Below are 23,697 nucleotides of genomic sequence, written 5' to 3'. Positions count from 1 at the left end.
ATGACATGAGCGAAGCGCCCTGGTGGATGGAGAGCGGCCCCGAGACCTGCCAGTTCTGCCTGCGCACCTTCCACTACGAGGCAGGCTACCACTGCATCTACTGCGACCGGCCGATCTGCCCGGCCTGCGTCGCGGCACGCTTCGACACTCGTGACACGCTGTGCCCCGAATGTCACGAAGAAGAAAAGTGCCACGAAGAAGAGAAGTGCCAAGGAGGAAAGGCGTGATGGCGGCACGGGCGATGTGGAAGGGCGTGATCCGCTTCGCTGAAGTGGAGGTGCCGGTGAAGCTCTACTCCGCGGTACAGGACCGCAGCGTGCACTTCCGCCTGCTGCACGAGAAGGACCGCTCGCCGGTCAAGCAGGCCATGGTCAACCCCGATACCGACGAGATCGTCCCCCACGCCGAGACACGCCGCGCTTATCGCACCGATGAGGGCAGCCTGGTGGTGTTCGACAAACAGGAGCTCGAGGCGCTGGAGCCGGATTCGGGCCGCGACATCGAGGTGATCCGCTTCATGCCGCCGCAGGTGATCGATCATCGCTGGTACGACCGCCCCTACTACCTGGGCCCGGATGGCAGCGAGTCGCTCTATTTCGCCCTCGCAGAGGCGCTGGCAAACAGCGGCAAGGAGGGGTTGGCACGATGGGTCATGCGCAAGAAGAGCTACGTCGGCGCCCTGCGCTTGCATCGCGGCGTGCCGATGCTGATGTCGCTGCGCCACGAGGAGCAGGTAGTGCCGGTGGACGCCCTGGAACCGCCCAAGGGCAAGCCGCTGGACGCCAAGGAGCTCGACATGGCCCGCCAGCTGATTGGCATGCTGGAGGCCGAGTTCGCCCCCGACGAATACCATGACGAGTACCGCGAGCGGGTACTGGAGCTGATCGAGGCCAAGCGGCGCGGCAAGAGCGTCAAGGTCACGCCGATTCGCCGCCGCGAAGCTTCCGACGACCTCTCCCAGGCGCTCGAGGCCAGCCTGAAGAAGGAGCGCAAACGTGCCTAGCCAAAAATCCAAAGCCAAGCCCAAGGACAAGACTCCAAAGAAGAAGCGCAAGACGAAAGAGAAGAACGAATCGGCCCAGGGCGAGGAGAAGAAACGCTTCCACTCCAGCGGCCCGCGACCGCTGTGGTCGGGCACCATCACCTTCGGCCTGGTCAGCCTGCCGGTCAACCTCTACCCGGCCAACCGGCCCAAGCCGGTGTCGTTGCGCATGGTCGACGCGCATGGCACACCGCTGGCAAGGCGCTACTTCTGTGAGAAGGAGGAGCGCGTGCTCGACTATGACGAGCTGATCCGCGGCTACGAGGTGGAGAAGAATGAGTTCGTGGTGGTGGAAGATCGCGAGCTCGATTCGCTGGCCCCGGAGAAGTCCCAGGAGATCGACCTCAAGCGCTTCGTCGGCCTCGACGAGATCGACCCGATGTATTTCCAGCGCGCCTACTTCATGACCCCCGACAAAGGCGTGACCAAGGCCTACCGCCTGCTGGCCGCAAGCATGGAGGCCACCGGGCGTGCCGGCATCGCCACCTTCGTCATGCGTGGCAAGGAGTACCTGGTGGCGATCATCGCAGAGAAAGGAATCCTGCGCGCCGAGACGCTACGCTTCGCCGAGGAGGTGCGCGCCCCTGAGGATATCGCCCTGCCTAAGGCCATCCGGCCCGACAAGCAGCGGGCCAAGGCCATGCAGCAGGCCATCGAGGCCCTGACGGCGAAGGATTTCGAACGCGAGGAGCTTCAGGACCTGCAGAGCCAGCGTATCGTCGCCCGCGCCGAGGAGAAACTCGCACGTGGCGAGGATGTAATCGCGCTGGGCGAGGAAGATGCCCCCGAGTTCGAGCCGGAGCAGGGAGGCGAAGTGGTCGACCTGATGCAGGTGCTCAAGCAGAGCCTGGCCGAAGGTCGCCCGCCCGGGCAGGCGGCACGCAACGACGCCGGCAAGAGCAAGACGGAAAAACGCGCCAAGCCGACAGCCAGGCGCAGTGAGGCGAAGAAACGACCGACGGGCCAGCGCGGCAAAGGCAAGCGCCGCAGCGCCGAGTCGGCCGAGTTGCAAAATCTCTCCCGTGACGAGCTCTACGAACGCGCCCAGCAGCTCAACCTGCCCGGCCGCAGCCGCATGAGCAAGGCCGAGCTGGTCAAGGCCATCGCCGCCGCCGGCTGAGATGAAAAAGCCGGCCCGAGGGGCCGGCTAGGAAGTTGATAGCGCGTGCTATCACTTGATAGCGCGATTCTCGATCAGATCGTCGACGACGCTCGGATCGGCCAGGGTGCTGGTATCGCCCAGGCCATCGGTCTCGTTGGCGGCGATCTTGCGCAGGATGCGGCGCATGATCTTGCCCGAGCGGGTCTTGGGCAGGCCCGGCGCCCACTGGATGACGTCCGGCGAGGCGATCGGCCCGATGTCCTTGCGCACCCACTGGGTCAGCTCCTTCTTGAGCTCGTCGGTCGGCTCGACACCATCGCCCAGGGTCACGTAGATGTAGATGCCCTGGCCCTTGATGTCGTGGGGGAAGCCCACCACGGCGGCCTCGGCCACGGCCTCGTGGGCCACCAGCGAGGATTCGATCTCGGCGGTTCCCATACGGTGGCCGGAGACGTTGAGTACGTCGTCGACGCGGCCGGTGATCCAGTAATAGCCGTCCTCGTCGCGGCGGCAGCCGTCACCGGTGAAGTAGTAACCCTTGTAGGTGGAGAAGTAGGTCTGGATGAAGCGGTCGTGGTCGCCCCAGATCGAGCGTGCCTGGCCGGGCCAGGAATCGCTGATCACCAGGTTGCCATCCACGGCGCCCTGGAGTTCGTTGCCCTCGCTATCGAGCAGGGCCGGCTGCACGCCGAAGAACGGCAGCGTGGCGGAACCCGGCTTGAGATCCATGGCGCCCGGCAGCGGCGCGATCATGATGCCGCCGGTTTCGGTCTGCCACCAGGTATCGACGATCGGGCACTTGGAATTGCCGATCACGCGGTGGTACCACTCCCACGCCTCGGGGTTGATCGGCTCGCCCACCGAGCCGAGCAGGCGCAGGCTGTCGCGCTTGCTGGAGTCCATCACGCCGTCGCCGTGGGCCATCAGCGCGCGGATGGCGGTCGGTGCGGTGTAGAGGATGGCAACGTTGTGCTTGTCGACGACCTCGCCCATGCGACCGTGGCTCGGGTAGCTCGGCACGCCTTCGAACATCAGCGTGGTAGCGCCGTTGGCCAGCGGACCGTAGACGATGTAGCTGTGACCGGTGACCCAGCCCACGTCGGCGGTACACCAGTAAACCTCGCCGTCCTGATAGTCGAAGATGTACTGGTGGGTCAGGCTGGCGTAGACCAGATAACCGCCGGTGGTGTGCTTGAGCCCCTTGGGCGCGCCGGTAGAGCCGGAAGTGTAGAGGATGAACAGTGGATCCTCGGCGTTCATCTCCTCGGCCGGGCAGTCGGTGGCCTGCTTGTCGACCAGGTCGTGGTACCAGACGTCACGACCTTCCTTCCACTCGATCTCGCCGCCGGTGCGCTTGACTACCAGCACGTTCTCGCACACCTCGGTGCCCTTGCGGGTCAGGGCGGCGTCGACGTTGTCCTTGAGCGGTACGTGCTTGCCGCCGCGTACGGACTCGTCGGCGGTGATCACCAGCTTGGAGTCGGCACCGATGATACGCTGGGCCAGGGCGTCGGGCGAGAAGCCGCCGAACACCACCGAGTGCACCGCACCGATGCGGGCACAGGCCAGCATGGCCACGGCCGCTTCGGGAATCATCGGCATGTAGAGGGTGACCACGTCGCCCTTGCCGACACCGAGCTCCTTGAGCGCGTTGGCCAGCTGACAGGTCTTGGCATGCAGCTCACGGTAGCTGACGTGCTTGGAATCCGTGGGGTCGTCGCCTTCCCAGATGATGGCGGTCTGGTCGCCGCGCTTCTCCAGATGACGGTCGAGGCAGCTGACGCTGGCGTTCAGGGTACCGTCTTCGAACCAGCGAATGTCGACGTTGTGCGGGTCGAAGGTCGTATGCTTGATCTTGGTCGGCGCCTTGAACCAGTCGATACGCTTGGCCTGCTCAGCCCAGAAGCCCTCGGGGTCGTCGACGGACTGCTGATACATGGCCTGATACTTCTCGCGATCGATCCAGGCGTTGGCGGCGATGTCGTCGCGTACCGGATAGACTTTCTGCTGATCGGTCATTGGCTAGCCTCTTCCAGGAGATGCACCCTCTCGGTGGATGTTACCGGCTGCCTTGTTATCGAATGCGCCGGCATCAGATTCGCCCAACAGCATATACCCTCGAAGCGGGCCTAACTCTTAGACCTTGGTATCAGGATTTTTTCTTTACGAATCATGCGTTTGTAGTAATTTTTCCATGCTCTACAAAGGGCTGATAGACCAAGGTCTCAGCACACGAGAGGCAGCGATAACGGCGCCCCTTGCGCGCCAGCGAGTGACGCTGCGAAGTGAAATAGTGGACCTGACAGCCACAGTGATAGCGATGGGGCGTCGGGCTGGCTCGCCCGGTATCGAAGGTGTGGGTCACCTTCGCCTCGAGCCCGAACAGCCGCTCCATCACGGTACGCCATTCGCGCCCATGGGGCCTCGCCCGGTGGCCATCGCTCAGATGACGCACTAGCCAGTGGGCCATTTCGTGAGGCACCACGTCGCGCAGGAAGGCATGACGGTTCTCACGATAGAGCACCGGGTTGAAGCGCAGCCCGCCACGGCCATAGTGGGCCTGTCCAGCGCACTTGCCGCGCAGATCGAACCACACCTTGGGCCGGGGCAGCTCGGGATGATAGCCACGGCACAGCTGCCAGGCAGCCTCCACCCGCTCCAACAGGGCTCGGTGAAGGGCTTTGTCGTCAAGGCTGGCCAGCCACTCGGGGCAATGATCGGGAAGCGCAGATCGTCTCATGGGTGCTAAAATGACGTTCCGCCACGGCAGTGTCCAGCCCCTTGGCCACACCGCCTTCACGATGCCATGCGAGAGGCCCGATGTCCGACACGCCCCTGCCCCAGCCCCTGCTCGAGGACGAAGAGCTCGAACGCCTCGACGAGTTTCTCGATTCCGAAAGCGTCGACCCCGATGCGCTGGACCTGATCTCCGCCCATGGCTTTCTCGTCGCGCTTGCCGTGGCGCCTCGCGAGGTGGAATCCGCCACCTGGGTGGCCGAACTGTTCCACGGCGAGCCGGCATTCGCCGATTCCGAGGAGCGCAGCGAGATTCTGGGCCTGCTGGAAAAGCTGCACGGTAATGCCATCGATACCCTGGAACAGGGTGGGCTTCCCGAGCTGCCTTTCGATCTGACTCTGGACGGCCTGCCGCCCGAAGAGACGCCCGTCGGCGACTGGTGCGCCGGCTTCATGGAGGGTGTATTCCTCGACGAAGCGGCCTGGTTCGAACAGGAAGAGGAGAGCGTCGCCACCCTACTGTTGCCGTTTATGGCGCTGTCGGGCCTGTTCGATGACGAGCCCGACATGGCCGAGATGGCAGCGGACAGCGCGCGCCTGGAGTCGCTGGTCGGCCAGTTGCCGGACCTGGTACTGGATCTCTACCTGCACTACCGTGTGCCACCGGAGACGCCCAAGCCCATGCCGCGCAAGAAGAAGCCCGCCGGCCGGGGCCCCGGCAAGGGCAAGCCCGGCGGCAAGCGGTAGGGTTGCCTGGCCAAACTCAGGTACCCGTCACCGCAGCCGCGTCAGCCATGCATCGAAGCTGCCGAATAGCCACTCCTTGAAACGCTGCCAGCGCGGACGCTGCAACCACTCGCGGTAGGTGATCTCGCGGCTGGCGGCGAAGTTACGCTCGAACAGGGCCGCCACTTCGCTGGCGAAGCGCACGTCATCCACCTCCTGATTGGCCTCCAGGTTCCAGTGCAGGCTCCAGTGATCGAAGTTGCACGAGCCAAGGCTCGACCACTGATCGACCAGTGAGAACTTGGCATGGATGAAGGTGGGTTGGAACTCGAAGATGCGTACCCCGGCACGCAGCAGCCGCCGATAGAAGCGCTGGCCGGCGTAGCGCACCCATGGGTGGTCGTGGTCGCGTCCGGGCAGCAGGAGCCGCACGTCGACGCCGCGGCGGGCAGCCCGAGCCAATCGCATGCGCAGGCTGAAGGTTGGCACGAAATAGGGCGTGCACAGCCAGATGCGGCGCTGTGCCGACGACACCCGGCCGTAGAGCGAGTGGCGAATGGCCTGGTAGCGGTAACCCTGCCCCCACACCACGCGGCCGCGCATGCCCTGGTAATCCTCGCGAGGCGCCAGCTCGAGCGTCAGATGGCGCACCAGGGACGCCTCTCCGGCTCCTCGGGTCAACGGCGAATCCCACAGTCGCGAGAACAGCCGCACCCAGTCGGCCACCACGGGACCTTCGATGCGCACCGCCACCTCGTACCAGGCCTCGAGGAACTCATCGACCGCGCCGAAGCCCCCCGTGAAAGCCACGCTGCCATCGACGACGACGAGCTTGCGGTGATCTCGCATCAGGTTGCGGGTCAGCGAGCGCATGCCCAGCGGATTGAACAGGCGCAGCGCCACACCGGCCTGCTCCAGGCGCCGTCGGTCCTCTCCCGAAAGCCCCATGGCACCGTAGGCATCGAGCATCAAGGCCACCGCCACGCCGCGCTGTGCAGCGCGACACAGGGCCTCGATCAGTGCCGTGGCCAGATGCCCCGACTCCATCAGGTAGAGCTCGATCAGTATCGAGCGGTGCGCTTCCTCGATGGCAGTGAACATCGCCGGCAGGAAGCGCGACGACTCCGCCAGCAGCTCGAACCGATTGCCATCCCGCCATACGCCGTGCATGGCCGTCTCCCTCTCCTTGTCTGGCTCGATTGACGCACGTTTGCCGCGCCAGGGAAAGCGGCACCTGACCGGGGCAGACAAGCATGGCTATACTGGGGCCTTGCTACACTATCGAGGCAATGGAATGGCCCTGGCCGACTCGCTGCTCACACTGCTCCGCGCCCCGCTCAAGGGCATCATCAAGGCCTGGGTCGACACCCGGCTCATCGAGCCCGACCCGACCGACCTGGGACTCGACCCGTCACGGCCCACTCTCTACGTACTGCCACATCCGGCACTCTCCGATGACCTGTTGCTGGAGGTACTGTGCCAGCGCCATGGCCTGCCGTCGCCCAAGGGCAAGGTCCACCTGCCGGGACTGGAGCTACCGGCCAGTATGGCGCTGCCCGTCAGGCCCCGCCTGTGGCGGCGCGGTCGCGCCTTCGAGGCCCCTTTTCGTCAGGCGCTGGAATACCTTGCCGAACATGCCGACGCCGAGATCCAACTGGTCCCGGTGAGCGTGTTCTGGGGCCGCGCCCCAGGCAAGCGCTTCGGCTTTTGGCGGCTGCTGGCGGCTGACAGTTGGCAGCTCACCGGCCGGCTGCGCCGGGCGCTGTCGGTAGTGATCAACGGCAAGAGCGTGGAGGTGCACTTTGGCGCTCCCCTCGACCTGCGCGATCTGCTCGACGAACGCGGCCCGGCGGTGGCCAATCGCAAGAGCGCGCGACTGCTGCGCATCCATTTCCGGCGCATGCGCACGCGGGTGCTCGGCCCCGACCTCTCGCACCGCCGCACTCTGATCGAGGGCGTGGCATCCAGCCCCGAGGTACGCCAGGTGATCGACGAGTTGGCGGTAAGCGAGAAGCGCTCGCCCGAACGCCTGCAGCGGCGTGCCCTGCGCTATGGCCGCGAGATCGCCTCGAACATGACCTACCCGGTGCTGCGCTTCATGGACGGCCTGCTGCGGCGCCTGTGGAACCGCCTGTACGACGGTGTCGAAGTCCGCGGTCTCGACCGGGTCAAGGCGCTGGCGGGCGATCATACGCTGGTCTACGTGCCCTGCCACCGCAGCCACATCGACTATCTGCTGCTCTCCTACGTGCTCTATCGCGACGGCCTGATGCCACCCCATGTCGCTGCCGGACGCAACCTCAACATGCTGCTGATCGGCCCGCTGCTGCGCCGTGGCGGCGCCTTCTTCATGCGCCGCAGTTTTCGCGACAAGCCGCTCTACGCGGCGGTCTTCAATGAATACCTGCACCGCCTGCTGGAGCGCGGCCACCCGCTGGAGTATTTCATCGAAGGCGGTCGTTCGCGTAGCGGGCGTATGCTCCCGGCAAGACCCGGCATGTTGTCGATGACGATGCGCTCATACCTCCGTAGTGCAGCAGGAACCACACCACCTCGACTCGCCTTCATTCCGGTCTACATCGGCTATGAGCGCATCATCGAGAACGCCAGCTACCAGCGCGAGATGCGCGGCGGCAAGAAGCGCAAGGAGAGTCCCTGGGCTCTGCTGCGGGTCATTGGCCAACTGCGCCAGCCGTTCGGCAAGGTCACGGTCAACGTCGGCGAACCACTGCCGCTCGGCGCCTTCCTCGATGAGGCCGTGCCGGCATGGCGCGACGATCTCGTCGAGGCAAAGCCGCCCTGGCTCAACCAGGCAGTCCCCCGACTCGGTGACGAGCTGGCCCGGCGCATCAACGCCGCGGCAGCGCTCAATCCGGTCAATCTGGTGGCCCTGGTGCTGCTGGCCACGCCCCACCACGCCATCGAGGCCAGCCTGATGTCGCGCCAGCTCGCGCTGCTGACGGCGCTGCAGCGTCACTGCCGAGGCGGCCAGCATGCCAGCCTGCCCCGAGGCGAACCCGACGAATGGATCGACCAGGTCGTGGCGCTGGGCATGATCGAGCGTCGGCCGCATGCGCTGGGCGATATCCTGGTCGCGACCACCGAGCAGGCCAACCTGCTGGTGTGGTATCGCAACAACGTGCTGCACCTCTTCGCCCTGGCCGGCCTGACCGCCTTCGCCTTTCGCCACGCTCCGCGTCACGACCTGGAGAGCCTCGAGGCCCAGCTCGGGCCACCCTGGCCGATCCTCTCGCGCGAGCTGTTTCTCACCCCGGTAACACTCAGCGAGGCACTGCCGGTGATGCTGGAAGCGCTGTGCCGGGAAGGCTTGCTGGAGCGAACCGACGACGGCTGGCAGCGCCCCGCCTCGCTGGAGGCCGGCGAGCAGCTACGGCTGTTGGCGCGACTGATGCAGCCCTCGCTGGAGCGCGGCTATTTGCTGCTGACTATTCTACTGGCCCAGGCCCCCGGCACCCTGGGACGAGACGCCCTGGCCGAGCGCAGCCAGCAATTGACCGAGCGACTGGCACTGCTGTCGGGTCGAGACGCACCGGAGTTCTTTGACCGCACCCTGTTCGCCAGTCTGATCGTGAGCCTGGAAGCCGAAGGGTGGATCTGGGAGCGGGAGGATCGGCTGTGGTTCGACGAGCGCCTGCGCAGCGCTGCACAGCGAACCGGCGAGCTGTACGATCCGGCACTAAGGCACCGGTTACAGCTGGTCAGTCATAACTGATCGATGCCGAGTCGGCCCTTGAGTCAGCCCTTGAGTGAGCGGTGGACGTAGAGGTCGTATCGGCTGGTCTTGCCTTCGATGACGTGGTGCGGCGCCGGCCCCACGATGGGCGGTGCCTTGCGCGGACGCTTGACAACCACCCGGTGGGTGGCGACATCCAGCGCCGCCTCCAGCAGCCGCGGCGCATCGTCGTCGTCGCCGGCCAGCTCGCGAAACAGCCGCATCTCCTTCTTCACCAGCGCCGACTTCTCGCGATGCGGGAACATAGGATCGAGGTGAACCACCTGGGGTGCGACACCGCTGGCGGCCACCAGCGCCGCGAGTTCGCGGGTGGCGTCGCCATGGGCCAGGCGCATGCGGGCGACGATCTCGGCCGTGTTGGTATCACTGGCGGCACGCGCCAGGCCGTCTTCCAGCAGCGCATGGATCTGGGCCACACGCTCCACGAGCAGCACCTCGGCGCCGAGACTGGCCAGCACGAAGGCATCGCGGCCAAGGCCGGCGGTGGCATCGACCACGCTGGGAGTGATCCCGGCGGCAAGGCCACAGGCCCGGGCGATCAGCTGACCGCGGCCGCCGCCGAAGCGACGCCGGTGGGCCGCACGCCCCTCGGCGAAATCGATGCGCAGGGGCTTGCCGTAACGCGCCGGATCGCCAGCCAGTACCAGCGCGCCCGCCTCACGCCGCAGCTCGAGCGCCGCACCATCCACGTCGCTCATCCGCCCTTCTGCCACGCCACCTGGTCACGCAGATAGATCGGCTGCGCCTCGTGGGGGGCCGTACGTTCGCCGGCGGTGTATTGGCGAGCCGCCAGCAGAACCATCTCTTCCGCGGCCGGCTCGGTGTCGCTATCACGCTGGCTCACCGCGGCCTGCACCTCGACCGGCATCGACTCCCACAGCGTCCAGCCGGAGCCGATGCCGTACCAGCCGTCCGGCCCCGCTACTGCTGGCAGTCGCAACCGCTGCGGTGCAATCACCGCCTCCCCGAGCAGCGCCTCGACGTTGCCGTCCCGACAGCGCCAGGCAGCGGCATAGATCTCGCTCATGCGCGCATCCAGCGCAGTGGCGACGTACTCCACGCCGTGTCGGCGATGCGCCGCCAGCGCCAGCGCTTCGAGGGTGGAGACACCCAGCAAGGGGCACTCAAGCCCGTAGGCCAGCCCCTGAGCCGCGCCGGCGGCGATACGCAAGCCGGTGAAGGAGCCCGGGCCACGGCCGTAGGCCACGGCGTCCAGCTCGCCAGGCGTCACGCCCGCCTCGGCCAGCACCTCGTCGACCATCGGCAGCAGCCGACGGGTATGCTCGCGGGGGGTCATGGCAAAGCGGGATATCAGCCTCGGCTCGTCGGCGCCACGCTGGATCGACAGGGCAACGGAGCAAGCACTGGAGGAGGCATCGAGGGCCAGCAGAATCGGCATAAGGGACATTTCGCTTCGAAGCATAAAGGCGACATTATACGCTGCCGGCGGATGCGGGACGATGGGCCACAACGCGAAAGGCCCGCCAAGGCGGGCCTTTCATACCGATTCACACCGAGTCGACTCAGGCGTCCAGCGCCTCGACCACCTTGCGGGTGATTTCGTCGACGCTGCCCACGCCTTCCACACGGTGGTAGGCCGGGGCCGCCTCGGGCGCTTCCTCGGCCCACTGCTGGTAGTAGTCGACCAGCGGGGCGGTCTGCTCGTGGTAGACAGCCAGACGATTGCGCACGGTGGACTCGCGGTCGTCGTCGCGCTGGATCAGCGCTTCGCCGGTGACGTCGTCCTTGCCCTCTTCCTTGGGAGGATTGTATTCGACGTGGTAGACCCGACCCGACCCCGGGTGCACCCGGCGCCCGGCCAGACGCTTGACGATCTCTTCGTCTTCCACGGCGATCTCGAGCACGTGGTCGATCTTGACCCCGGCTTCCTTCATGGCGTCGGCCTGAGGGATGGTGCGCGGGAAGCCGTCGAACAGGAAACCGTTCTCGCAGTCGGGCTGCGCGATGCGCTCCTTGACCAGTGAGATGATCAGATCGTCGGACACCAAGCCACCGCTGGTCATGATCTCCTTGACCTTGAGACCCAGCTCGCTGCCTTCCTTGACCGCCGCGCGAAGCATATCGCCGGTGGAAATCTGCGGAATCTTGTAGCGTTCGCAGATGAACTGGGCCTGGGTACCCTTGCCGGCCCCCGGGGCGCCCAACAGGATCAAACGCATCTAGCTGCTCCTTGAGAGAGTGGAAATTCTTGTGAGTAAGTGGAATGTCATGAACGATAACCGCGGCGACGGCACCAGACAACCGCAGGCTATCGGGCAAGCCCCGCCCGAGCACCAAAGCCGCTGCATTATCAGCCAATTATGGGCGGGTTGCACTTTGGTATTCCCACCCGAAAGTGGAGCCCAAACACCGACGGCGCCCCGTAGGGCGCCGTCGGTGTCATCTCAGATCACATTCACAGCAGCATACGGCGGATGTCGCTCAGCGCCGCCGCCAGGAAGGCGGTGAAACGCGCGGCATCGGCACCGTTCACGGCGCGGTGATCGTAGGAGAGCGACAGCGGCATCATCAGGCGCGGCTCGAAATCGGCGCCGTTCCACACCGGTTTCATCTGCGCCTTGGAGACGCCGAGAATGGCGACTTCCGGGGCGTTGACGATCGGCGTGAAGGCGGTACCGCCGATGGAGCCCAGGCTGGAGATGGTGAAACAGCCACCGGTCATCTCCTCGCGCTTGAGCTTCTTCGACTGCGCCTTGCCGGCCAGCTCCACGCTCTCCTTGGCCAGATCGATCAGCGACTTCTTGTCGGCGTCGCGGATCACCGGCACCATCAGCCCATCGGGTGTGTCGACCGCGATACCGATGTGGACGTACTTCTTCCACACGATGGTCTCGCCGTCGCTCTTCAGGCTGACGTTGAACTGCGGGAACTTGCGCAGGGCGAAGGCACACGCCTTGATCAGGAACGGCAGCGGCGTGAGCTTGGCACCCTGGGCCTCGGCTTCGGCCTTCATCGCCTTGCGGAAGGTCTCGAGCTCGGTGATGTCGGCCTCGTCGAACTGGGTGACGTGGGGCACGTTGAGCCAGCTGCGGTGCAGGTTGGTGGCGCCCATCTTGAGCAGGCGTCCCATCGCCTTCTCTTCCACTTCGCCGAACTGACTGAAGTCCTGATCCGGTACCGGCGGAATGCCGGCGCCGCCAGTCGCCGCCGGCGCAGCAGCAGGCGCCTGGGCCTGCCCGGCCATGACCTGCTTGACGTAGGCGTGGATGTCCTCCTTCAGCACCCGGTCCTTCGGTCCGCTCGGCTTGACCAGGCCCAGGTCGACGCCGAGCTCGCGGGCCAGCATGCGAACGGCGGGGCCGGCGTGGACCAGCTTGCCGTCGCGGGGCTTGTGGGCCGCCATCTGCGCTTCCGGGCTCGGCGTGCCGGCCGGGGTCGAAGCCGGCTTGTCGGCCTTGGCCGATGACGGCGCCGCGGCTTTCTGCTCGGTCGGCTTGTCGGCCTTCTTGGAGGCTGGCTTGCTGCCGGCCACCTCGATGTAGCCGATCAGATCGCCTTCGGAGACGGTATCGCCCTCTTTGACGGTGAGCTCGATCAGTTTGCCCTTGTAGGGGCTCGGCACATCCATGGAGGCCTTGTCGGACTCCAGGGTGATCAGCGGATCTTCCTCGTTCACCTCGTCGCCGGCGCTCACGGCGATCTCGATGATCGGCACGTCGCTGGAGCCGGAGAGGTCAGGAACGCGGATCTCGCGGCGCTCGGGTTCGCCGCTCACGGCCTCTTCCTCGGCCGGCGCTTCGGCCTGCTCGGCGGGCTCCGCGGTGGTCTCGACGGCTTCGGGCTCGGGCTCGTGCTCTCCCGAGTCATCGCCGCCCTCGCCGGCAATCTCCATGGTGCCGATCACGTCGCCCTCGGAGACGGTATCGCCCTCCTTGACGGTGAGGCTGACCAGCTTGCCGCCGTAGGGGCTCGGCACGTCCATCGAGGCCTTGTCCGACTCGAGGGTGATCAGGGTGTCCTCTTCCGCCACCTCGTCACCTTCGGCGACCGCCACTTCGATGATCTCGACGTTCTCGGAGCCGCCCAGGTCGGGCACCTTGATCTCGACGGTGCGCTTGCCGCCGCCGCTGGCCTTCTTGGCCGCCGGCTTCTCCGCCGCGGCTTGGGTGGCCTGACTGGATGCCTGCTCGCGCTTGGGCTCGGCGGGCTCGGCCTTCTCTTCACTGCCGGCGTCGCTGCTGCCACCACCCTCCACCTCGAGCTCGACGATGTCGTCGCCCTCGGAGACGGTGTCGCCCTCCTTCACCAGCACGCGGACGACCTTGCCGCCCTTGGGCGAGGGTACATCCATGCTGGCCTTGTCGGACTCCAGGGTGATCAGCGTGTCCTCGGGCTGGATGACGTCCCCTTCGGATACGGCGATTTCGATGATCTCGACGTCTTCGCTGCCGCCGATGTCTGGAACTTTGATGATTTCGCTACTCAAGGTCGCGCTCCTTCCAAATCGTGCCTGGAACAGGCGGGCACCTGCCCGCCTTGCCACCGGATCAGCTCGTCAGCGGATTGGGCTTGTTGGGATCGATGCCGTACTTCTTGATCGCCTCGGCGACGACCTTGCGATCCAGCTCGCCACGATCGGCCAGCGCCTTCAGCGATGCCACGGTGACGAAGTAGCGATCGACCTCGAAGAAATGGCGCAGCTTCTCGCGGGTGTCGGAGCGGCCGTAGCCGTCTGTCCCCAGTACATGGTAGTCGGTCGGCACCCAGGCACGTACCTGGTCGGCGAACAGACGCATGTAATCGGTGGAGGCGATGACCGGCCCATTGCGCCCTTCCAGGCAGCGGGTGACGTGGGGCTTGACCGGCTCGTCGGCGGCGTTGATGAACGCCTCGCGCTCGAGCAGCAGGGCCTCGCGGCGCAGCTCGTTGAAGCTGGTCACGCTCCAGATGTCGGAGCCCACGCCCCACTCCTCGGCCAGCATCCGCGCCGCCTCTTCCACCTCACGCAGGATGGTGCCGGAGCCGAGCAGCTGCACGTGGCCCTTGTCGCCCTTGTGCTCGCGCAGCAGGTACATGCCCTTGATGATGTCGTCGGCGGGCACCTCCTCGAGCTCGGGGTGCTCGTAGTTCTCGTTCATCACCGTCAGGTAGTAGAAGCAGTTCTCCTTGTCGGCGAACATGCGCTTCAGGCCGTCCTGGACGATGACCGCCACCTCATGGGCGTAGGTCGGGTCGTAGCTGCGGCAGTTGGGAATGGTGGCCGCCTGCAGATGGCTGTGGCCGTCCTGGTGCTGCAGCCCCTCGCCGTTGAGCGTGGTGCGCCCGGCAGTGCCGCCGACCAGGAAGCCGCGCGCCTGCAGGTCGCCGGCCGCCCAGGCCAGATCGCCGATGCGCTGGAAGCCGAACATCGAGTAGTAGATATAGAACGGCAGCAGCGGCAGATTGTGGTTGCTGTAGGAGGTCGCCGCGGCGATCCACGCCGACATCGCCCCAGCCTCGGTGATGCCTTCCTCGAGGATCTGACCCTTCTTGTCCTCGCGGTAGAACATGATCTGGCCCTTGTCGACGGGCTCGTACTTCTGGCCTTCGGAGGTATAGATGCCGAGCTGGCGGAACATCCCCTCCATGCCGAAGGTGCGCGCCTCGTCGGGCACGATCGGCACCACCTGCTGGCCGATCTTCTTGTCCTTCACCAGGCCGTTGAGAATCCTCACGAAGGCCATGGTAGTGGAGATCTCACGCCCCTTGGAGCCGACCAGTTGGGTGGCGAAGGTCTTGTCCTCGAGCGACGGGATCGTCAGCGCCTCGAAGTCGTTGCGCCGCTGCGGCAGGTAGCCGCCCAGGCGCTCGCGCTGCAGGTGCATGTACTTCAGCTCGGGCGAGTCGTCCGCCGGCTTGTAGTACGGCACCTCCTTGAGCTGCTCGTCGGAGAGCGGAATGCCGAAGCGATCGCGGAATTTCCGCAGCGCCTCGTATTCCATGGTCTTGACCTGGTGGGCTTCCATGGCGGCTTCGCCCTCGCCGCTGCCCATGCCGTAACCCTTGACGGTGTGCGCAAGGATCACGGTGGGACGGCCGTTGGCGTTGTTCACTGCCTCGTGGTAGGCCGCATAGACCTTGAACGGATCGTGGCCGCCGCGGTTGAGCTTCCAGATGTCCTCGTCCGAGAGATCCTTGACCATCTCGGCGGTTTCCGGGTACTTGCCGAAGAAGTGCTCGCGGGTATAGGCGCCGCCGAGTGCCTTGTAGTTCTGGTACTCGCCATCGACCGCCTCGTCCATGCGCTTCTGCAGGATACCCTTCTTGTCCTTCTCGAACAGCGGATCCCACAGCCGGCCCCAAACCACCTTGAGCACGTTCCAGCCGGCGCCGCGGAAGACACCCTCGAGCTCATCGATGATGCGGCCGTTGCCGCGCACCGGGCCATCCAGGCGCTGCAGGTTGCAGTTGATGACGAAGATCAGGTTGTCGAGCTTCTCGCGGCTGGCCAGGTGAATGGCGCCGAGGGATTCCGGCTCGTCGCACTCGCCGTCGCCCATGAAGCACCAGATCTTGCGATCATGCATGTCACGCAGCTCGCGGGAGTCGAGGTACTTCATCACGTGGGCCTGGTAGATCGCCTGGATCGGCCCCAGACCCATGGAAACGGTGGGGAACTGCCAGAAGTCCGGCATCAGCCACGGGTGCGGGTAGGACGAGAGACCGTCGCCATCGACCTCCTGGCGATACTTGTCCATCTGCGCCTCGGTGAGACGCCCCTCCAGGTAGGCGCGGGCATAGACGCCCGGCGCCACGTGGCCCTGGATGTAGACCAGGTCGCCCTCGAAGTCGCCGTTGGGCGCACGGAAGAAGTGGTTGAAGCCGACGTCATAGAGCGTGGCGGCCGACATGAAGCTCGCGATATGGCCGCCCAGGCCCGGGTGGGCACGATTGTTGCGGATGACCTGAGCAATGGCGTTGTAGCGGATCAGTGAGCGAATGCGACGCTCCATGAACAGGTCGCCCGGCATCGGCGCTTCGCGATGCACCGGGATGGTGTTGCGATGCGGCGTCTTAATCGAGAAGGGTGCCTGCATGCCATCACGACGCAGCCGGTCGGCCAGGCGTGTCAGCAGAAACCGAGCGCGTTCCTCGCCCTCACGATCCAGGACCGACTCCAGGGAATCCAGCCATTCCGTGGTTTCGACCGGATCGAAATCTTCTCTTGCCTCCAGACTCATAGACGTCTCTCCGAGTGACAATGTGATGTCAGATAGCCCCTGGCGGAAGAACGCCGGGACGGGTCGCACTACTGACGATCAGGGGAATGTCATGCCGCGATGCGGCTGTTGTAGTCATTTTACAGAAGCGCATACAACGAATGGCGTAGAACATACCGTAAAGTGGCCTTCCTGCCAATCGAAACGGAATGGAATTTTTTTCCACAATCTGACTATTGCATTGCAACACAAGCTGTTACGTGCCTCGCCGATAGTTTCAATCGAAAATGTCTTGGATGTAATAAAACTACCGTATGATCACTCTATGCCCGGTTTTGCCCCTCGACGTATCGATCAACCCAACGCTTTGAGACACTGGCGGAAATAGGCCCAATCGAAAGCCGGGCCGGGATCGCTCTTGCGCAGCGGAGCGACTCTTGCATGGCTGGTGATGCGTGCGTAGTTCATGTCAGGGTAGTTTAGCTTGAGAGCCTGCGTGACCGCGGCAAGCGTTCGATACTGGCTGTCACGATAGGCATGAACCTCGTCACCCTCCAGCTCGATGCCCACGGTGAAGTCGTTCAGCGCTCGCCGTATCCGTCCCTCTTCGATCCAGCAGGAACGACCGGCATGCCAGGCACGCCGATCGAAAGGCACGAACTGCACGCACTCGCCGTCGCGCCGAATCAACAGGTGGGCGGAAACCCGCAGCTGCGCGATGCTGGGAAAGAAGGGGTGGGCAGCGGCATCCAGCGTGTTGGTGAATAGCTGCTCGATGTACTCGCCGCCGAATTCACCGGGCGGCAGGCTTATCGAGTGCAGCACCACTGCCGACACCTCGCCCTCCGGTCGCGCGTCCTGATTGGGCGACGCCACGCGCCGGACACTCTCAAGCCAGCCTTTCTCGATTCTCATCTCGCTCCCCTGACGTCGCGGACATGGATTCCCTATAATGACGGTCCCGACGCTCCATGAACATGAAAAGGCCCGCCATGCATTACCAGGACGCCCTAGTCGAAGCGATTCGCGAAGCCGCCGCTCACCTGCTGGCCGAGGACGTGGGCCCCGCCGACATCACCGCGCAGTTGATCCCCGAGTCGCAGTGGGCGAAGGCCCGGGTCATCACCCGCGAGCCGGCCATTCTGTGCGGTGTGGCCTGGGTCGAGGAGATCTATCGCCGCCTCGATCCCACCATTCAGCTACGCTGGAGCGCCGCGGACGGCGACCGCCTCGAAGCCGACCAGTGCTTCCTCGAGATCGAAGGGCCCGCCCGCCGGGTGCTGACCGGGGAACGCGCGGCGCTCAACCTGTTGCAGACGCTCTCCGCCACCGCCACCCGCACCCGGCGCTACGTCGATCTGCTCGAGGGCACCGGCGTGCGCCTGCTCGACACCCGCAAGACCCTGCCCGGTCTGCGCCTGGCACAGAAGTACGCGGTGACCTGCGGCGGCGGGCACAACCACCGTATCGGGCTGTACGACGCCTTCCTGATCAAGGAAAACCATATCGCCGCCTGCGGCAGTATCGCCGCCGCCGTCAAGGAAGCGCGCAGCATCGCCCGCGATCTGCCGGTTGAGGTGGAGGTGGAGAATTTCGATGAGCTCGACCAGGCGCTGGCGGCCGGAGCCGATATCGTCATGCTCGACAATTTCACGCTGGACGACATGCGCGAGGCGGTAAAGCGTAACGCCGGCCGGGCGACCCTGGAAGCGTCAGGCAACGTCGATGAGACCACCCTGCGCGAGATCGCCGCTACCGGCGTCGACTGCCTCTCCAGCGGCGCCCTGACCAAGGACGTCAAGGCGATCGACCTGTCGATGCGTATCGTCGAACTGCGAGCAGCTTAGGCTTCGCCTGAAAAGTCGGCGAGCGCAGCCAGTTTTCGGGCGAGGCCTAGGTTTCGATGGCGGCGAGCGGCTTCTCCAACCGCCGCCGCTCGAGCCTCACACCATCCCTCGTCACCCACTCGACGCCGAGGTCCCGCCAGCCGCGCCGCAGCAGGCTCTCGGCCAGCATACGGCTGGCATCGATGGTGGCACGGCCGTGGCCGTGCTCCAGCAGCATCCGCTCGGCATATAGCAGCAGCGTCGAGCCGATGCCACGCCGCGCCAGTGAAGGCCAGACATACAGGGTATGGATATGGCCGCCGGGCACGTCGAGTTCCAGGAATCCCACGCAGCGCCCGTCGCAGGTCGCCACCAGCGTGGTGTAAAGCGCCTGGCGGGCGGCCCATACGCTGCTCTCTCGCGGCATTGTCGCCGCCCACGCTTCACGCTCCGCCACGCTGTAGTGCGTGGCCGCTCCCTGCATCACGGCATGATGGAAGACTTCGGCCTGATCGGCCCCATCACGGGCCTTGGCCTGACGATAGAGGATCCGCGGCGAGCGGGTCGCCGCGGACGGCGAATCGTTCGGGGTCGTCGTTTCCATCATCTACTCGCGTCTCACATGGCTGTCACGGCAAGCAGAGTACACAAGCTCGCCGCTATGGCCAATGGTAGGCATAATCCCGCTCATGACCAACCCACATCTCCCCATGGAAAGCCATTCGGTTCAGCCCATCGGCTACATCGAAAGCGACTTTCCCGACAAGTTCGGCGTGCCGCGCCAACCCGGCCTGGCCGTGGCGGCACGCGCCAGCCTGATCCTCGTCCCGCCCTATGACGACCCGCTTGCCGTACGCGGCCTGGAGGCCTTCAGCCATCTGTGGCTGACCTTCGTCTTTCATCACAGCCCAGCGCGCTGGACACCCCTGGTGCGACCGCCGCGGCTCGGTGGCAATGCCAAGGTCGGCGTCTTCGCCAGCCGCAGCACCCATCGGCCAAACCGTCTGGGACAGTCGCTGGTGAAACTAAGTAGGATCGACATAGGTGGGGTCGACATAGGTGGAAACGACGATCGAGCGAGAGTACGTCTAGCACTGACGGGCTGCGATCTGATCAGCGGCACGCCGGTGCTCGATATCAAACCCTACCTGCCCTGGGCGGAGGCACTGCCCGATGCCCGAGCCGGCTACGCCCCCGCCCCGCCTCCGCAGCTGGCGGTGCGTTTCAGCGCTGCAGCCGAAGCGACGCTGGCCACGCGCGCGGATGCCGCCTCGCTGCGCGAGCTCATCCGCCAGGTGTTGGCCCAGGACCCTCGCCCCGCCTACCGCAAGAGCGCCGAGGAGCGACTCTACGGCGTACGCTTGCGCGACGTCGATGTGCGCTTCCAAGTAGAAAGCACAGCATTGACTGGAAGGTCAGGGATTCACGTGATCGAAATCGACATCGGGAATTAGAAATTTGACGGTAATTTAAATACCGCGACTACTATTGCTCTAGGAAAGATAATTGTCGACAACCTTACGGTATTGACTCGGCGAAGCCCCGATATGGCGGCGAAAGAAGCGTGTAAAGTGCCCCTGCTCAGAGAAACCCAAGGATTCCGACAAGTTACCCAAGGTGCCAGAGCGATTCTCCGATAGGCAGCGAAACGCAAACTGCATTTTGCCGATATTGGCAAACATCTGCGGTGTCATGCCGGTGTTTTTCTTGAACAGGGTAAAGAAATGCGCCCGCGAAAGACCGCAATGACGGGCGATGCCTTCCATATCCAGTTCCCCCTGGGGATGGTCGAGAATGAACTGGCTCGCCTGACGAATTCGAGCATCGTAGAAGTCGCTGGCAACGCCCACTCGCAGCCTGGAAAGGTGGCGCAATTCGGAATGTTTCTCGGTGATCCCGATCAGCAAATCGAAAAGCAGCTCTTCCAGCCTGCCCTGAGGCACAAAGCCGAAAGAGAACATGGCATCGATCAGCAGGTCCGCATGATCCCGCATGCGGGACGTAAGTTCGATGCAGGGGTTGGAAAAGAAGTCGGGGCGACCGCTCAACGCCAGTCCACGCTGCAAGGCCGCCAACCAGCTCGGCTCGATGTAGAGGGCCAGGATCAGAGTGTCGGCGGCACCGCTCTGGTGATCGTAGAAGTGCGGTTCCCAGGCGTTGATGAGCACCGCCGTCCTGTCGGTTAGCGGCAGCCGGCGATCACGCACCGAGAAATAGGTATCCTCCCCGGAAACCTTAAGCAGCACATGGCATTCGGAATGGGCGTGGGGCACCAGCGACTCATCCATGTCCAGCAGGGCAACGCGACCAAACTCGCCATGCAAGATGCGGTGTGCACTCGACATGACGTCCTCGTCAGTGGAAGTGTAAGGCATGCTGATACAAGCCAGCGTACCATCTCTTACTCGCGCCCCGGCCATAGCCAGACCAAAGTCGCATGGCAAGCCACTCAGCGGCCATTATGTCTTGTCCAGGCAAGATCCAATGGCCGGTCCACATCCTGCACGACGCCCGGGTCCTGAACCTCGATCTCGATACAGACATCCCGATGCCGCCGTACCACGCTGCGAGCTCCCTCGTCGCCGGTCAGCTGCTCGAGCGCGCCCCAGAAACAGCGGCCGAACAGCACCGGGTGCCCACCCTGCCCCCGATAGAAGGGCCGCACGATCGCCCGATCACTAGCTCTTGAGCACAATAGAGCAAAGGTGGCCTCGCTCAACCAAGGCATATCTCCCAGCATCACCGCCACTGCCGCAGCCTGAGTCTCGTCCCTAAGCATGCGGATACCGGCGGCGAGGCTAGCTCCCATACCCTGTTCTGCCGTCTCGGCAACAATGGTGCCAATATCCTTGGCAATGCCCAGATGGACGGGATCATCCTCGATGCCCACCACTACCCGAATCTCGCCGAAATGAGGCCGGAGGGTCGCCAGCGTGGCGGCCAGCAGCGGCCCACGCTGTGGCAGGTGCGCCAGGCGCTTGTCGCAGCCGAAGCGGCGCGCCCGACCGGCTGCCAATACCAGAGCAGCGACGGTGTCAGAGGGCATCGCGGGCTTTCCCGTGGTAGACCCGTACGATATCGGCTACCACGGCCAGGGCGATCTCGGCTGGGGTCTTGCTGCCGAGATCGAGGCCGATCGGCATCTGGATGCGATCGACATCGGCCTGGGACAGCCCCCCGGAACGCAGCAGCCGTGTGGCGCGGGCATCCGAGGTCCGGCGCGAGCCCATCACGCCGATATAGAAGGCCTCGGTACGCACTGCCTCGATCATGGCCAGATCATCGATGCGCGGATCATGCGTCAAGGCCACCACCGCGGTTGCCGCATGGCAGCCCCCGGCGGCGATGAAGACTGACGGTAACTGCGGCACCACCGTCACCCCGTCGACACTGAACCCTTCGCACATCTCCGGTCGAGGGTCACAGACGATCACTTCGTGGCCCAACGCCTGGGCGAAGCGAGCACAGGCTTCGGCCACCGGCGAGAGGCCGGCCAGCAGCAGGCGCAGCACGGGCCCGATACGAATGTCGACGGACGCGGGACGGCGCACCACGCATGGCCCCTCGGCAACGTCATCCTCGCGAGCCTGAAAGGAGCCGGCTTCGACATCGACACACCGTACCAGGCGGCACTGCCCCTGCAGGGCCTGGTACAGCACCTCAAGGTGCACCAGCCAGGCGGCGTCGGGGGCACGGTGCTCGATCAATACTTCGAGCACGCCGCCACAGGGCAGGGCGAGACGCCGGCTCTCCTCACGACTTTCACCGTAGCGACGCAAGGTCACCATTCGGTCGAAGTCGCCAACGATGAGTTCCTCGAGAAAGGCTTCTTCGACACAGCCGCCGGATAGCGAGCCGACATACTGACCGTCGCGACGCGCCACCAGCATGGCGCCCGGTCCACGGGGCGCCGAGCCATAGGTCGACAGCACGGTGCACAACCAGATGGGGTGGCCGTCGCGGACCCAGGCCAGCGCCTGGGTGATTACCTGATGATCGAGGTCACGCATCGCTCCACCCTCTCATGGCCACCGATGGTGCAGCCGCGTTCAATCGGCCACTTTGGTTGTCTCGGTGTCGGGATCCAGCGTCTTCTCACCCAGCAGCAGGGAGACCGCGATACCGCAGACCAGTGCCCAGAACGGAGCGCTGATCCCCAGCAGGCTGATGTTGCTCATCGCCACCACTAGCGCCACGAAGGCACCGATCTGGTGGCCACGATGGCGGGAGAAGGCATGCTGGAAGGCTGCCAACAGCACGCCGATCATTGCCAGACCGGCCACGCTGCCGATCAGGGCGCTGGGCAACGCCAGGATGAAGGGCACCGCCGCACCGGCAAAGAGCCCGAAGGCACAGAACAGCACGCCATTCACCAGGGTGGCACCATAGCGGGTGCTCTTGTCGTCGCCTGCCTGCTCGGAGGAGCAGATGGCGGTCATCGGCCCGGCGATGTTGGCGTTGTGGCCGCCGAGGAGGCCAGCGAGCATGCCACCGATGCCGCTGATGATGGTCATGGCATTGACCGGGGGGCGGTACTCCTCGGCCAGCAGCACCCCGGTGGCCTGGGCATTCTCGGCCCCGATCACCAGTGCCGCCAGCGGCACGGAGATGGCCAGGAAGGCCCCCAGGGTGAAGCTCGGTGCGGTGAACTGCGGTGCGACGAAGGCGATGTCCACCTCGGCGGGCTGAACGGCCCCCATGGCGAAGGCCACGATGAGCCCCACCAACGCGGCCACCAGTACCGGCGGCACCGTCTTGATGAAGCGTGAGCTGAGGAAGAAGGCCACCACTGCCGTGCCGGCGATCCAGGGTGCGGCCCCCACCGCGTTCACCGCACCGATGCCGAAGCGGATCAAGGCGCCGGCGATCATCGCCATGACGATCGGCATCGGTAGCCAACGCATGATACGCCCTACTACTCCGCTGACACCCAGCAGGAGAACGATAGCGCCGCTCATGATGAAGGCGCCGACCGCCTCGTTGAAGGGAATGGTCGACAGGGCGGCGATCATGATTGCCGCCCCCGGGATCGAGTAGGCCCCGGTGATCGGCATACGGTAGCGCGAGGCCATGATCAGACTGATCAGACCGCCCAGGAAATAGATGGCAAACAGCCAGGCCACGGTCTGGCCATTGGACAGATTGCCTGCCTCGGCGGCACTGATCACGATCAGCGCCGGCCCCGAGCAACCGAACAGTGCGGCGACGGTGCCTGCACTGATCGACTTGGCCGTGAAGACCCGGGTCAGGTCTTTGAGCAGCGGACGCTTGGCGTCCACTACCGCAGCTGGCGTGGGGCTGACCCCGTTATTGTCGTGTGCTTGCATGGTATCTCTCCGGGGGTTGTTGTT

21 protein-coding genes are annotated in these 23,697 nt (G+C 64.9%); 7 read left to right on the top strand and 14 right to left on the bottom strand.

Going from position 1 to position 23,697, the window contains the following annotated elements; translation table 11 throughout:
• Window positions 1-5: 5 nt before the first annotated feature.
• From HOP59_RS02585 to ku (HOP59_RS02575), 3 genes are read left to right on the top strand one after another with little or no spacing between them, the layout of a single operon-like run.
• Window positions 6-227 (top strand): hypothetical protein, encoded by a 222-nt coding sequence (locus HOP59_RS02585; protein ID WP_234252714.1) that lies wholly within the window; start codon window positions 6-8, stop codon window positions 225-227.
• Entirely contained in the window at window positions 227-1,003 is a 777-nt protein-coding gene (gene ku / locus HOP59_RS02580; protein ID WP_234252713.1) for a non-homologous end joining protein Ku, read from the top strand. Before HOP59_RS02585 ends, ku (HOP59_RS02580) begins: the two co-directional genes overlap by 1 nt.
• Window positions 996-2,162: a non-homologous end joining protein Ku gene (gene ku, locus HOP59_RS02575; protein ID WP_234252712.1), complete on the top strand. Its 1,167-nt coding sequence runs from the start codon at window positions 996-998 to the stop codon at window positions 2,160-2,162. Before ku (HOP59_RS02580) ends, ku (HOP59_RS02575) begins: the two co-directional genes overlap by 8 nt.
• 51 nt (window positions 2,163-2,213) lie before the next feature.
• Here ku (HOP59_RS02575) and acs read toward each other — a convergent pair whose 3' ends face one another.
• Window positions 2,214-4,163, bottom strand: coding sequence for an acetate--CoA ligase (gene acs, locus HOP59_RS02570; RefSeq protein WP_234252711.1), 1,950 nt, complete (start codon window positions 4,161-4,163; stop codon window positions 2,214-2,216).
• 151 nt (window positions 4,164-4,314) lie between these two features.
• Window positions 4,315-4,884 carry a SprT family zinc-dependent metalloprotease gene (locus tag HOP59_RS02565; protein WP_234252710.1) on the bottom strand — a complete coding sequence of 190 codons (570 nt, stop codon included), beginning with the start codon at window positions 4,882-4,884 and terminating at the stop codon, window positions 4,315-4,317.
• 80 nt (window positions 4,885-4,964) lie between these two features.
• Between HOP59_RS02565 and HOP59_RS02560 the strand changes: the two genes are divergently transcribed.
• A complete protein-coding gene (locus HOP59_RS02560) occupies window positions 4,965-5,627 on the top strand; it encodes a YecA/YgfB family protein (protein ID WP_234252709.1) in 663 nt (220 codons plus the stop codon).
• A gap of 27 nt (window positions 5,628-5,654) precedes the next feature.
• Here HOP59_RS02560 and HOP59_RS02555 read toward each other — a convergent pair whose 3' ends face one another.
• Complete coding sequence (locus HOP59_RS02555; protein ID WP_234252708.1) at window positions 5,655-6,776, bottom strand: phospholipase D-like domain-containing protein; 1,122 nt, start codon at window positions 6,774-6,776, stop codon at window positions 5,655-5,657.
• Window positions 6,777-6,900: 124 nt separating this feature from the next.
• On the opposite strand from HOP59_RS02555, the gene plsB reads away from it, so the two are divergent.
• Window positions 6,901-9,339 carry a glycerol-3-phosphate 1-O-acyltransferase PlsB gene (gene plsB / locus HOP59_RS02550; RefSeq protein WP_234252707.1) on the top strand — a complete coding sequence of 813 codons (2,439 nt, stop codon included), beginning with the start codon at window positions 6,901-6,903 and terminating at the stop codon, window positions 9,337-9,339.
• 23 nt (window positions 9,340-9,362) lie between these two features.
• On the opposite strand, the gene HOP59_RS02545 is transcribed toward plsB, so the two are convergent.
• From HOP59_RS02545 to ampD, 6 genes are all read right to left on the bottom strand, one after another.
• On the bottom strand, window positions 9,363-10,058 hold the full coding sequence (locus tag HOP59_RS02545) for a class I SAM-dependent methyltransferase (RefSeq protein ID WP_234252706.1): 696 nt from the start codon (window positions 10,056-10,058) through the stop codon (window positions 9,363-9,365).
• Window positions 10,055-10,759 carry a tRNA (adenosine(37)-N6)-threonylcarbamoyltransferase complex dimerization subunit type 1 TsaB gene (gene tsaB, locus HOP59_RS02540; RefSeq protein WP_234252797.1) on the bottom strand — a complete coding sequence of 235 codons (705 nt, stop codon included), beginning with the start codon at window positions 10,757-10,759 and terminating at the stop codon, window positions 10,055-10,057. The genes HOP59_RS02545 and tsaB overlap by 4 nt, the downstream gene beginning before the upstream one ends.
• 124 nt (window positions 10,760-10,883) lie before the next feature.
• Window positions 10,884-11,540, bottom strand: coding sequence for an adenylate kinase (gene adk, locus HOP59_RS02535; protein ID WP_010629712.1), 657 nt, complete (start codon window positions 11,538-11,540; stop codon window positions 10,884-10,886).
• Window positions 11,541-11,776: 236 nt separating this feature from the next.
• The gene (gene aceF, locus HOP59_RS02530) at window positions 11,777-13,807 is read right to left on the bottom strand and encodes a dihydrolipoyllysine-residue acetyltransferase (protein ID WP_234252705.1); all 2,031 of its coding nucleotides are present in this window, start codon (window positions 13,805-13,807) and stop codon (window positions 11,777-11,779) included.
• 61 nt (window positions 13,808-13,868) lie between these two features.
• On the bottom strand, window positions 13,869-16,541 hold the full coding sequence (gene aceE / locus HOP59_RS02525) for a pyruvate dehydrogenase (acetyl-transferring), homodimeric type (protein ID WP_010629715.1): 2,673 nt from the start codon (window positions 16,539-16,541) through the stop codon (window positions 13,869-13,871).
• A 333-nt stretch (window positions 16,542-16,874) separates the two neighbouring features.
• A complete protein-coding gene (ampD, locus tag HOP59_RS02520) occupies window positions 16,875-17,435 on the bottom strand; it encodes a 1,6-anhydro-N-acetylmuramyl-L-alanine amidase AmpD (RefSeq protein ID WP_010629716.1) in 561 nt (186 codons plus the stop codon).
• Between the two features lie 77 nt (window positions 17,436-17,512).
• Between ampD and nadC the strand changes: the two genes are divergently transcribed.
• The gene (nadC, locus tag HOP59_RS02515; protein WP_234252796.1) at window positions 17,513-18,367 is read left to right on the top strand and encodes a carboxylating nicotinate-nucleotide diphosphorylase; all 855 of its coding nucleotides are present in this window, start codon (window positions 17,513-17,515) and stop codon (window positions 18,365-18,367) included.
• A 46-nt stretch (window positions 18,368-18,413) separates the two neighbouring features.
• On the opposite strand, the gene HOP59_RS02510 is transcribed toward nadC, so the two are convergent.
• Entirely contained in the window at window positions 18,414-18,950 is a 537-nt protein-coding gene (locus tag HOP59_RS02510) for a GNAT family N-acetyltransferase (RefSeq protein WP_010629718.1), read from the bottom strand.
• An 85-nt stretch (window positions 18,951-19,035) separates the two neighbouring features.
• Between HOP59_RS02510 and tsaA the strand changes: the two genes are divergently transcribed.
• Window positions 19,036-19,800 carry a tRNA (N6-threonylcarbamoyladenosine(37)-N6)-methyltransferase TrmO gene (tsaA, locus tag HOP59_RS02505; RefSeq protein WP_234252704.1) on the top strand — a complete coding sequence of 255 codons (765 nt, stop codon included), beginning with the start codon at window positions 19,036-19,038 and terminating at the stop codon, window positions 19,798-19,800.
• A 39-nt stretch (window positions 19,801-19,839) separates the two neighbouring features.
• Here tsaA and HOP59_RS02500 read toward each other — a convergent pair whose 3' ends face one another.
• From HOP59_RS02500 to HOP59_RS02485, 4 genes are all read right to left on the bottom strand, one after another.
• Complete coding sequence (locus tag HOP59_RS02500) at window positions 19,840-20,691, bottom strand: helix-turn-helix transcriptional regulator (protein WP_234252703.1); 852 nt, start codon at window positions 20,689-20,691, stop codon at window positions 19,840-19,842.
• A gap of 104 nt (window positions 20,692-20,795) precedes the next feature.
• Entirely contained in the window at window positions 20,796-21,392 is a 597-nt protein-coding gene (locus tag HOP59_RS02495; RefSeq protein ID WP_234252702.1) for a nucleotidyltransferase family protein, read from the bottom strand.
• Window positions 21,382-22,356 carry an XdhC family protein gene (locus HOP59_RS02490; RefSeq protein ID WP_234252701.1) on the bottom strand — a complete coding sequence of 325 codons (975 nt, stop codon included), beginning with the start codon at window positions 22,354-22,356 and terminating at the stop codon, window positions 21,382-21,384. Before HOP59_RS02490 ends, HOP59_RS02495 begins: the two co-directional genes overlap by 11 nt.
• 39 nt (window positions 22,357-22,395) lie before the next feature.
• Window positions 22,396-23,673, bottom strand: a complete 1,278-nt coding sequence (locus HOP59_RS02485; protein ID WP_234252700.1) for a benzoate/H(+) symporter BenE family transporter — start codon at window positions 23,671-23,673, stop codon at window positions 22,396-22,398.
• Window positions 23,674-23,697 lie beyond the last annotated feature (24 nt).

Origin of the sequence: Billgrantia aerodenitrificans, assembly GCF_021404405.1 — a bacterium.
GTDB classification, from domain to species: Bacteria; Pseudomonadota; Gammaproteobacteria; order Pseudomonadales; family Halomonadaceae; genus Halomonas; species Halomonas aerodenitrificans.
Note: the sequence above shows the minus strand (reverse complement) of the source record. Positions and strands in the feature narration are given on the sequence as shown.

What these genes read in the sequence shown, in the direction of transcription:
- HOP59_RS02585 (WP_234252714.1), top strand. Translation starts at nt 6, where the DNA reads ATGAGCGAAGCGCCCTGGTGGATGGAGAGCGGCCCCGAGACCTGCCAG.
- ku (WP_234252713.1), top strand. Translation starts at nt 227, where the DNA reads ATGGCGGCACGGGCGATGTGGAAGGGCGTGATCCGCTTCGCTGAAGTG.
- acs (WP_234252711.1), bottom strand. Translation starts at nt 4,163, where the DNA reads ATGACCGATCAGCAGAAAGTCTATCCGGTACGCGACGACATCGCCGCC.
- HOP59_RS02565 (WP_234252710.1), bottom strand. Translation starts at nt 4,884, where the DNA reads ATGAGACGATCTGCGCTTCCCGATCATTGCCCCGAGTGGCTGGCCAGC.
- HOP59_RS02560 (WP_234252709.1), top strand. Translation starts at nt 4,965, where the DNA reads ATGTCCGACACGCCCCTGCCCCAGCCCCTGCTCGAGGACGAAGAGCTC.
- HOP59_RS02555 (WP_234252708.1), bottom strand. Translation starts at nt 6,776, where the DNA reads ATGCACGGCGTATGGCGGGATGGCAATCGGTTCGAGCTGCTGGCGGAG.
- plsB (WP_234252707.1), top strand. Translation starts at nt 6,901, where the DNA reads ATGGCCCTGGCCGACTCGCTGCTCACACTGCTCCGCGCCCCGCTCAAG.
- HOP59_RS02545 (WP_234252706.1), bottom strand. Translation starts at nt 10,058, where the DNA reads ATGAGCGACGTGGATGGTGCGGCGCTCGAGCTGCGGCGTGAGGCGGGC.
- tsaB (WP_234252797.1), bottom strand. Translation starts at nt 10,759, where the DNA reads ATGCCGATTCTGCTGGCCCTCGATGCCTCCTCCAGTGCTTGCTCCGTT.
- adk (WP_010629712.1), bottom strand. Translation starts at nt 11,540, where the DNA reads ATGCGTTTGATCCTGTTGGGCGCCCCGGGGGCCGGCAAGGGTACCCAG.
- aceE (WP_010629715.1), bottom strand. Translation starts at nt 16,541, where the DNA reads ATGAGTCTGGAGGCAAGAGAAGATTTCGATCCGGTCGAAACCACGGAA.
- ampD (WP_010629716.1), bottom strand. Translation starts at nt 17,435, where the DNA reads ATGAGAATCGAGAAAGGCTGGCTTGAGAGTGTCCGGCGCGTGGCGTCG.
- nadC (WP_234252796.1), top strand. Translation starts at nt 17,513, where the DNA reads ATGCATTACCAGGACGCCCTAGTCGAAGCGATTCGCGAAGCCGCCGCT.
- HOP59_RS02510 (WP_010629718.1), bottom strand. Translation starts at nt 18,950, where the DNA reads ATGGAAACGACGACCCCGAACGATTCGCCGTCCGCGGCGACCCGCTCG.
- tsaA (WP_234252704.1), top strand. Translation starts at nt 19,036, where the DNA reads ATGACCAACCCACATCTCCCCATGGAAAGCCATTCGGTTCAGCCCATC.
- HOP59_RS02500 (WP_234252703.1), bottom strand. Translation starts at nt 20,691, where the DNA reads ATGTCGAGTGCACACCGCATCTTGCATGGCGAGTTTGGTCGCGTTGCC.
- HOP59_RS02495 (WP_234252702.1), bottom strand. Translation starts at nt 21,392, where the DNA reads ATGCCCTCTGACACCGTCGCTGCTCTGGTATTGGCAGCCGGTCGGGCG.
- HOP59_RS02490 (WP_234252701.1), bottom strand. Translation starts at nt 22,356, where the DNA reads ATGCGTGACCTCGATCATCAGGTAATCACCCAGGCGCTGGCCTGGGTC.
- HOP59_RS02485 (WP_234252700.1), bottom strand. Translation starts at nt 23,673, where the DNA reads ATGCAAGCACACGACAATAACGGGGTCAGCCCCACGCCAGCTGCGGTA.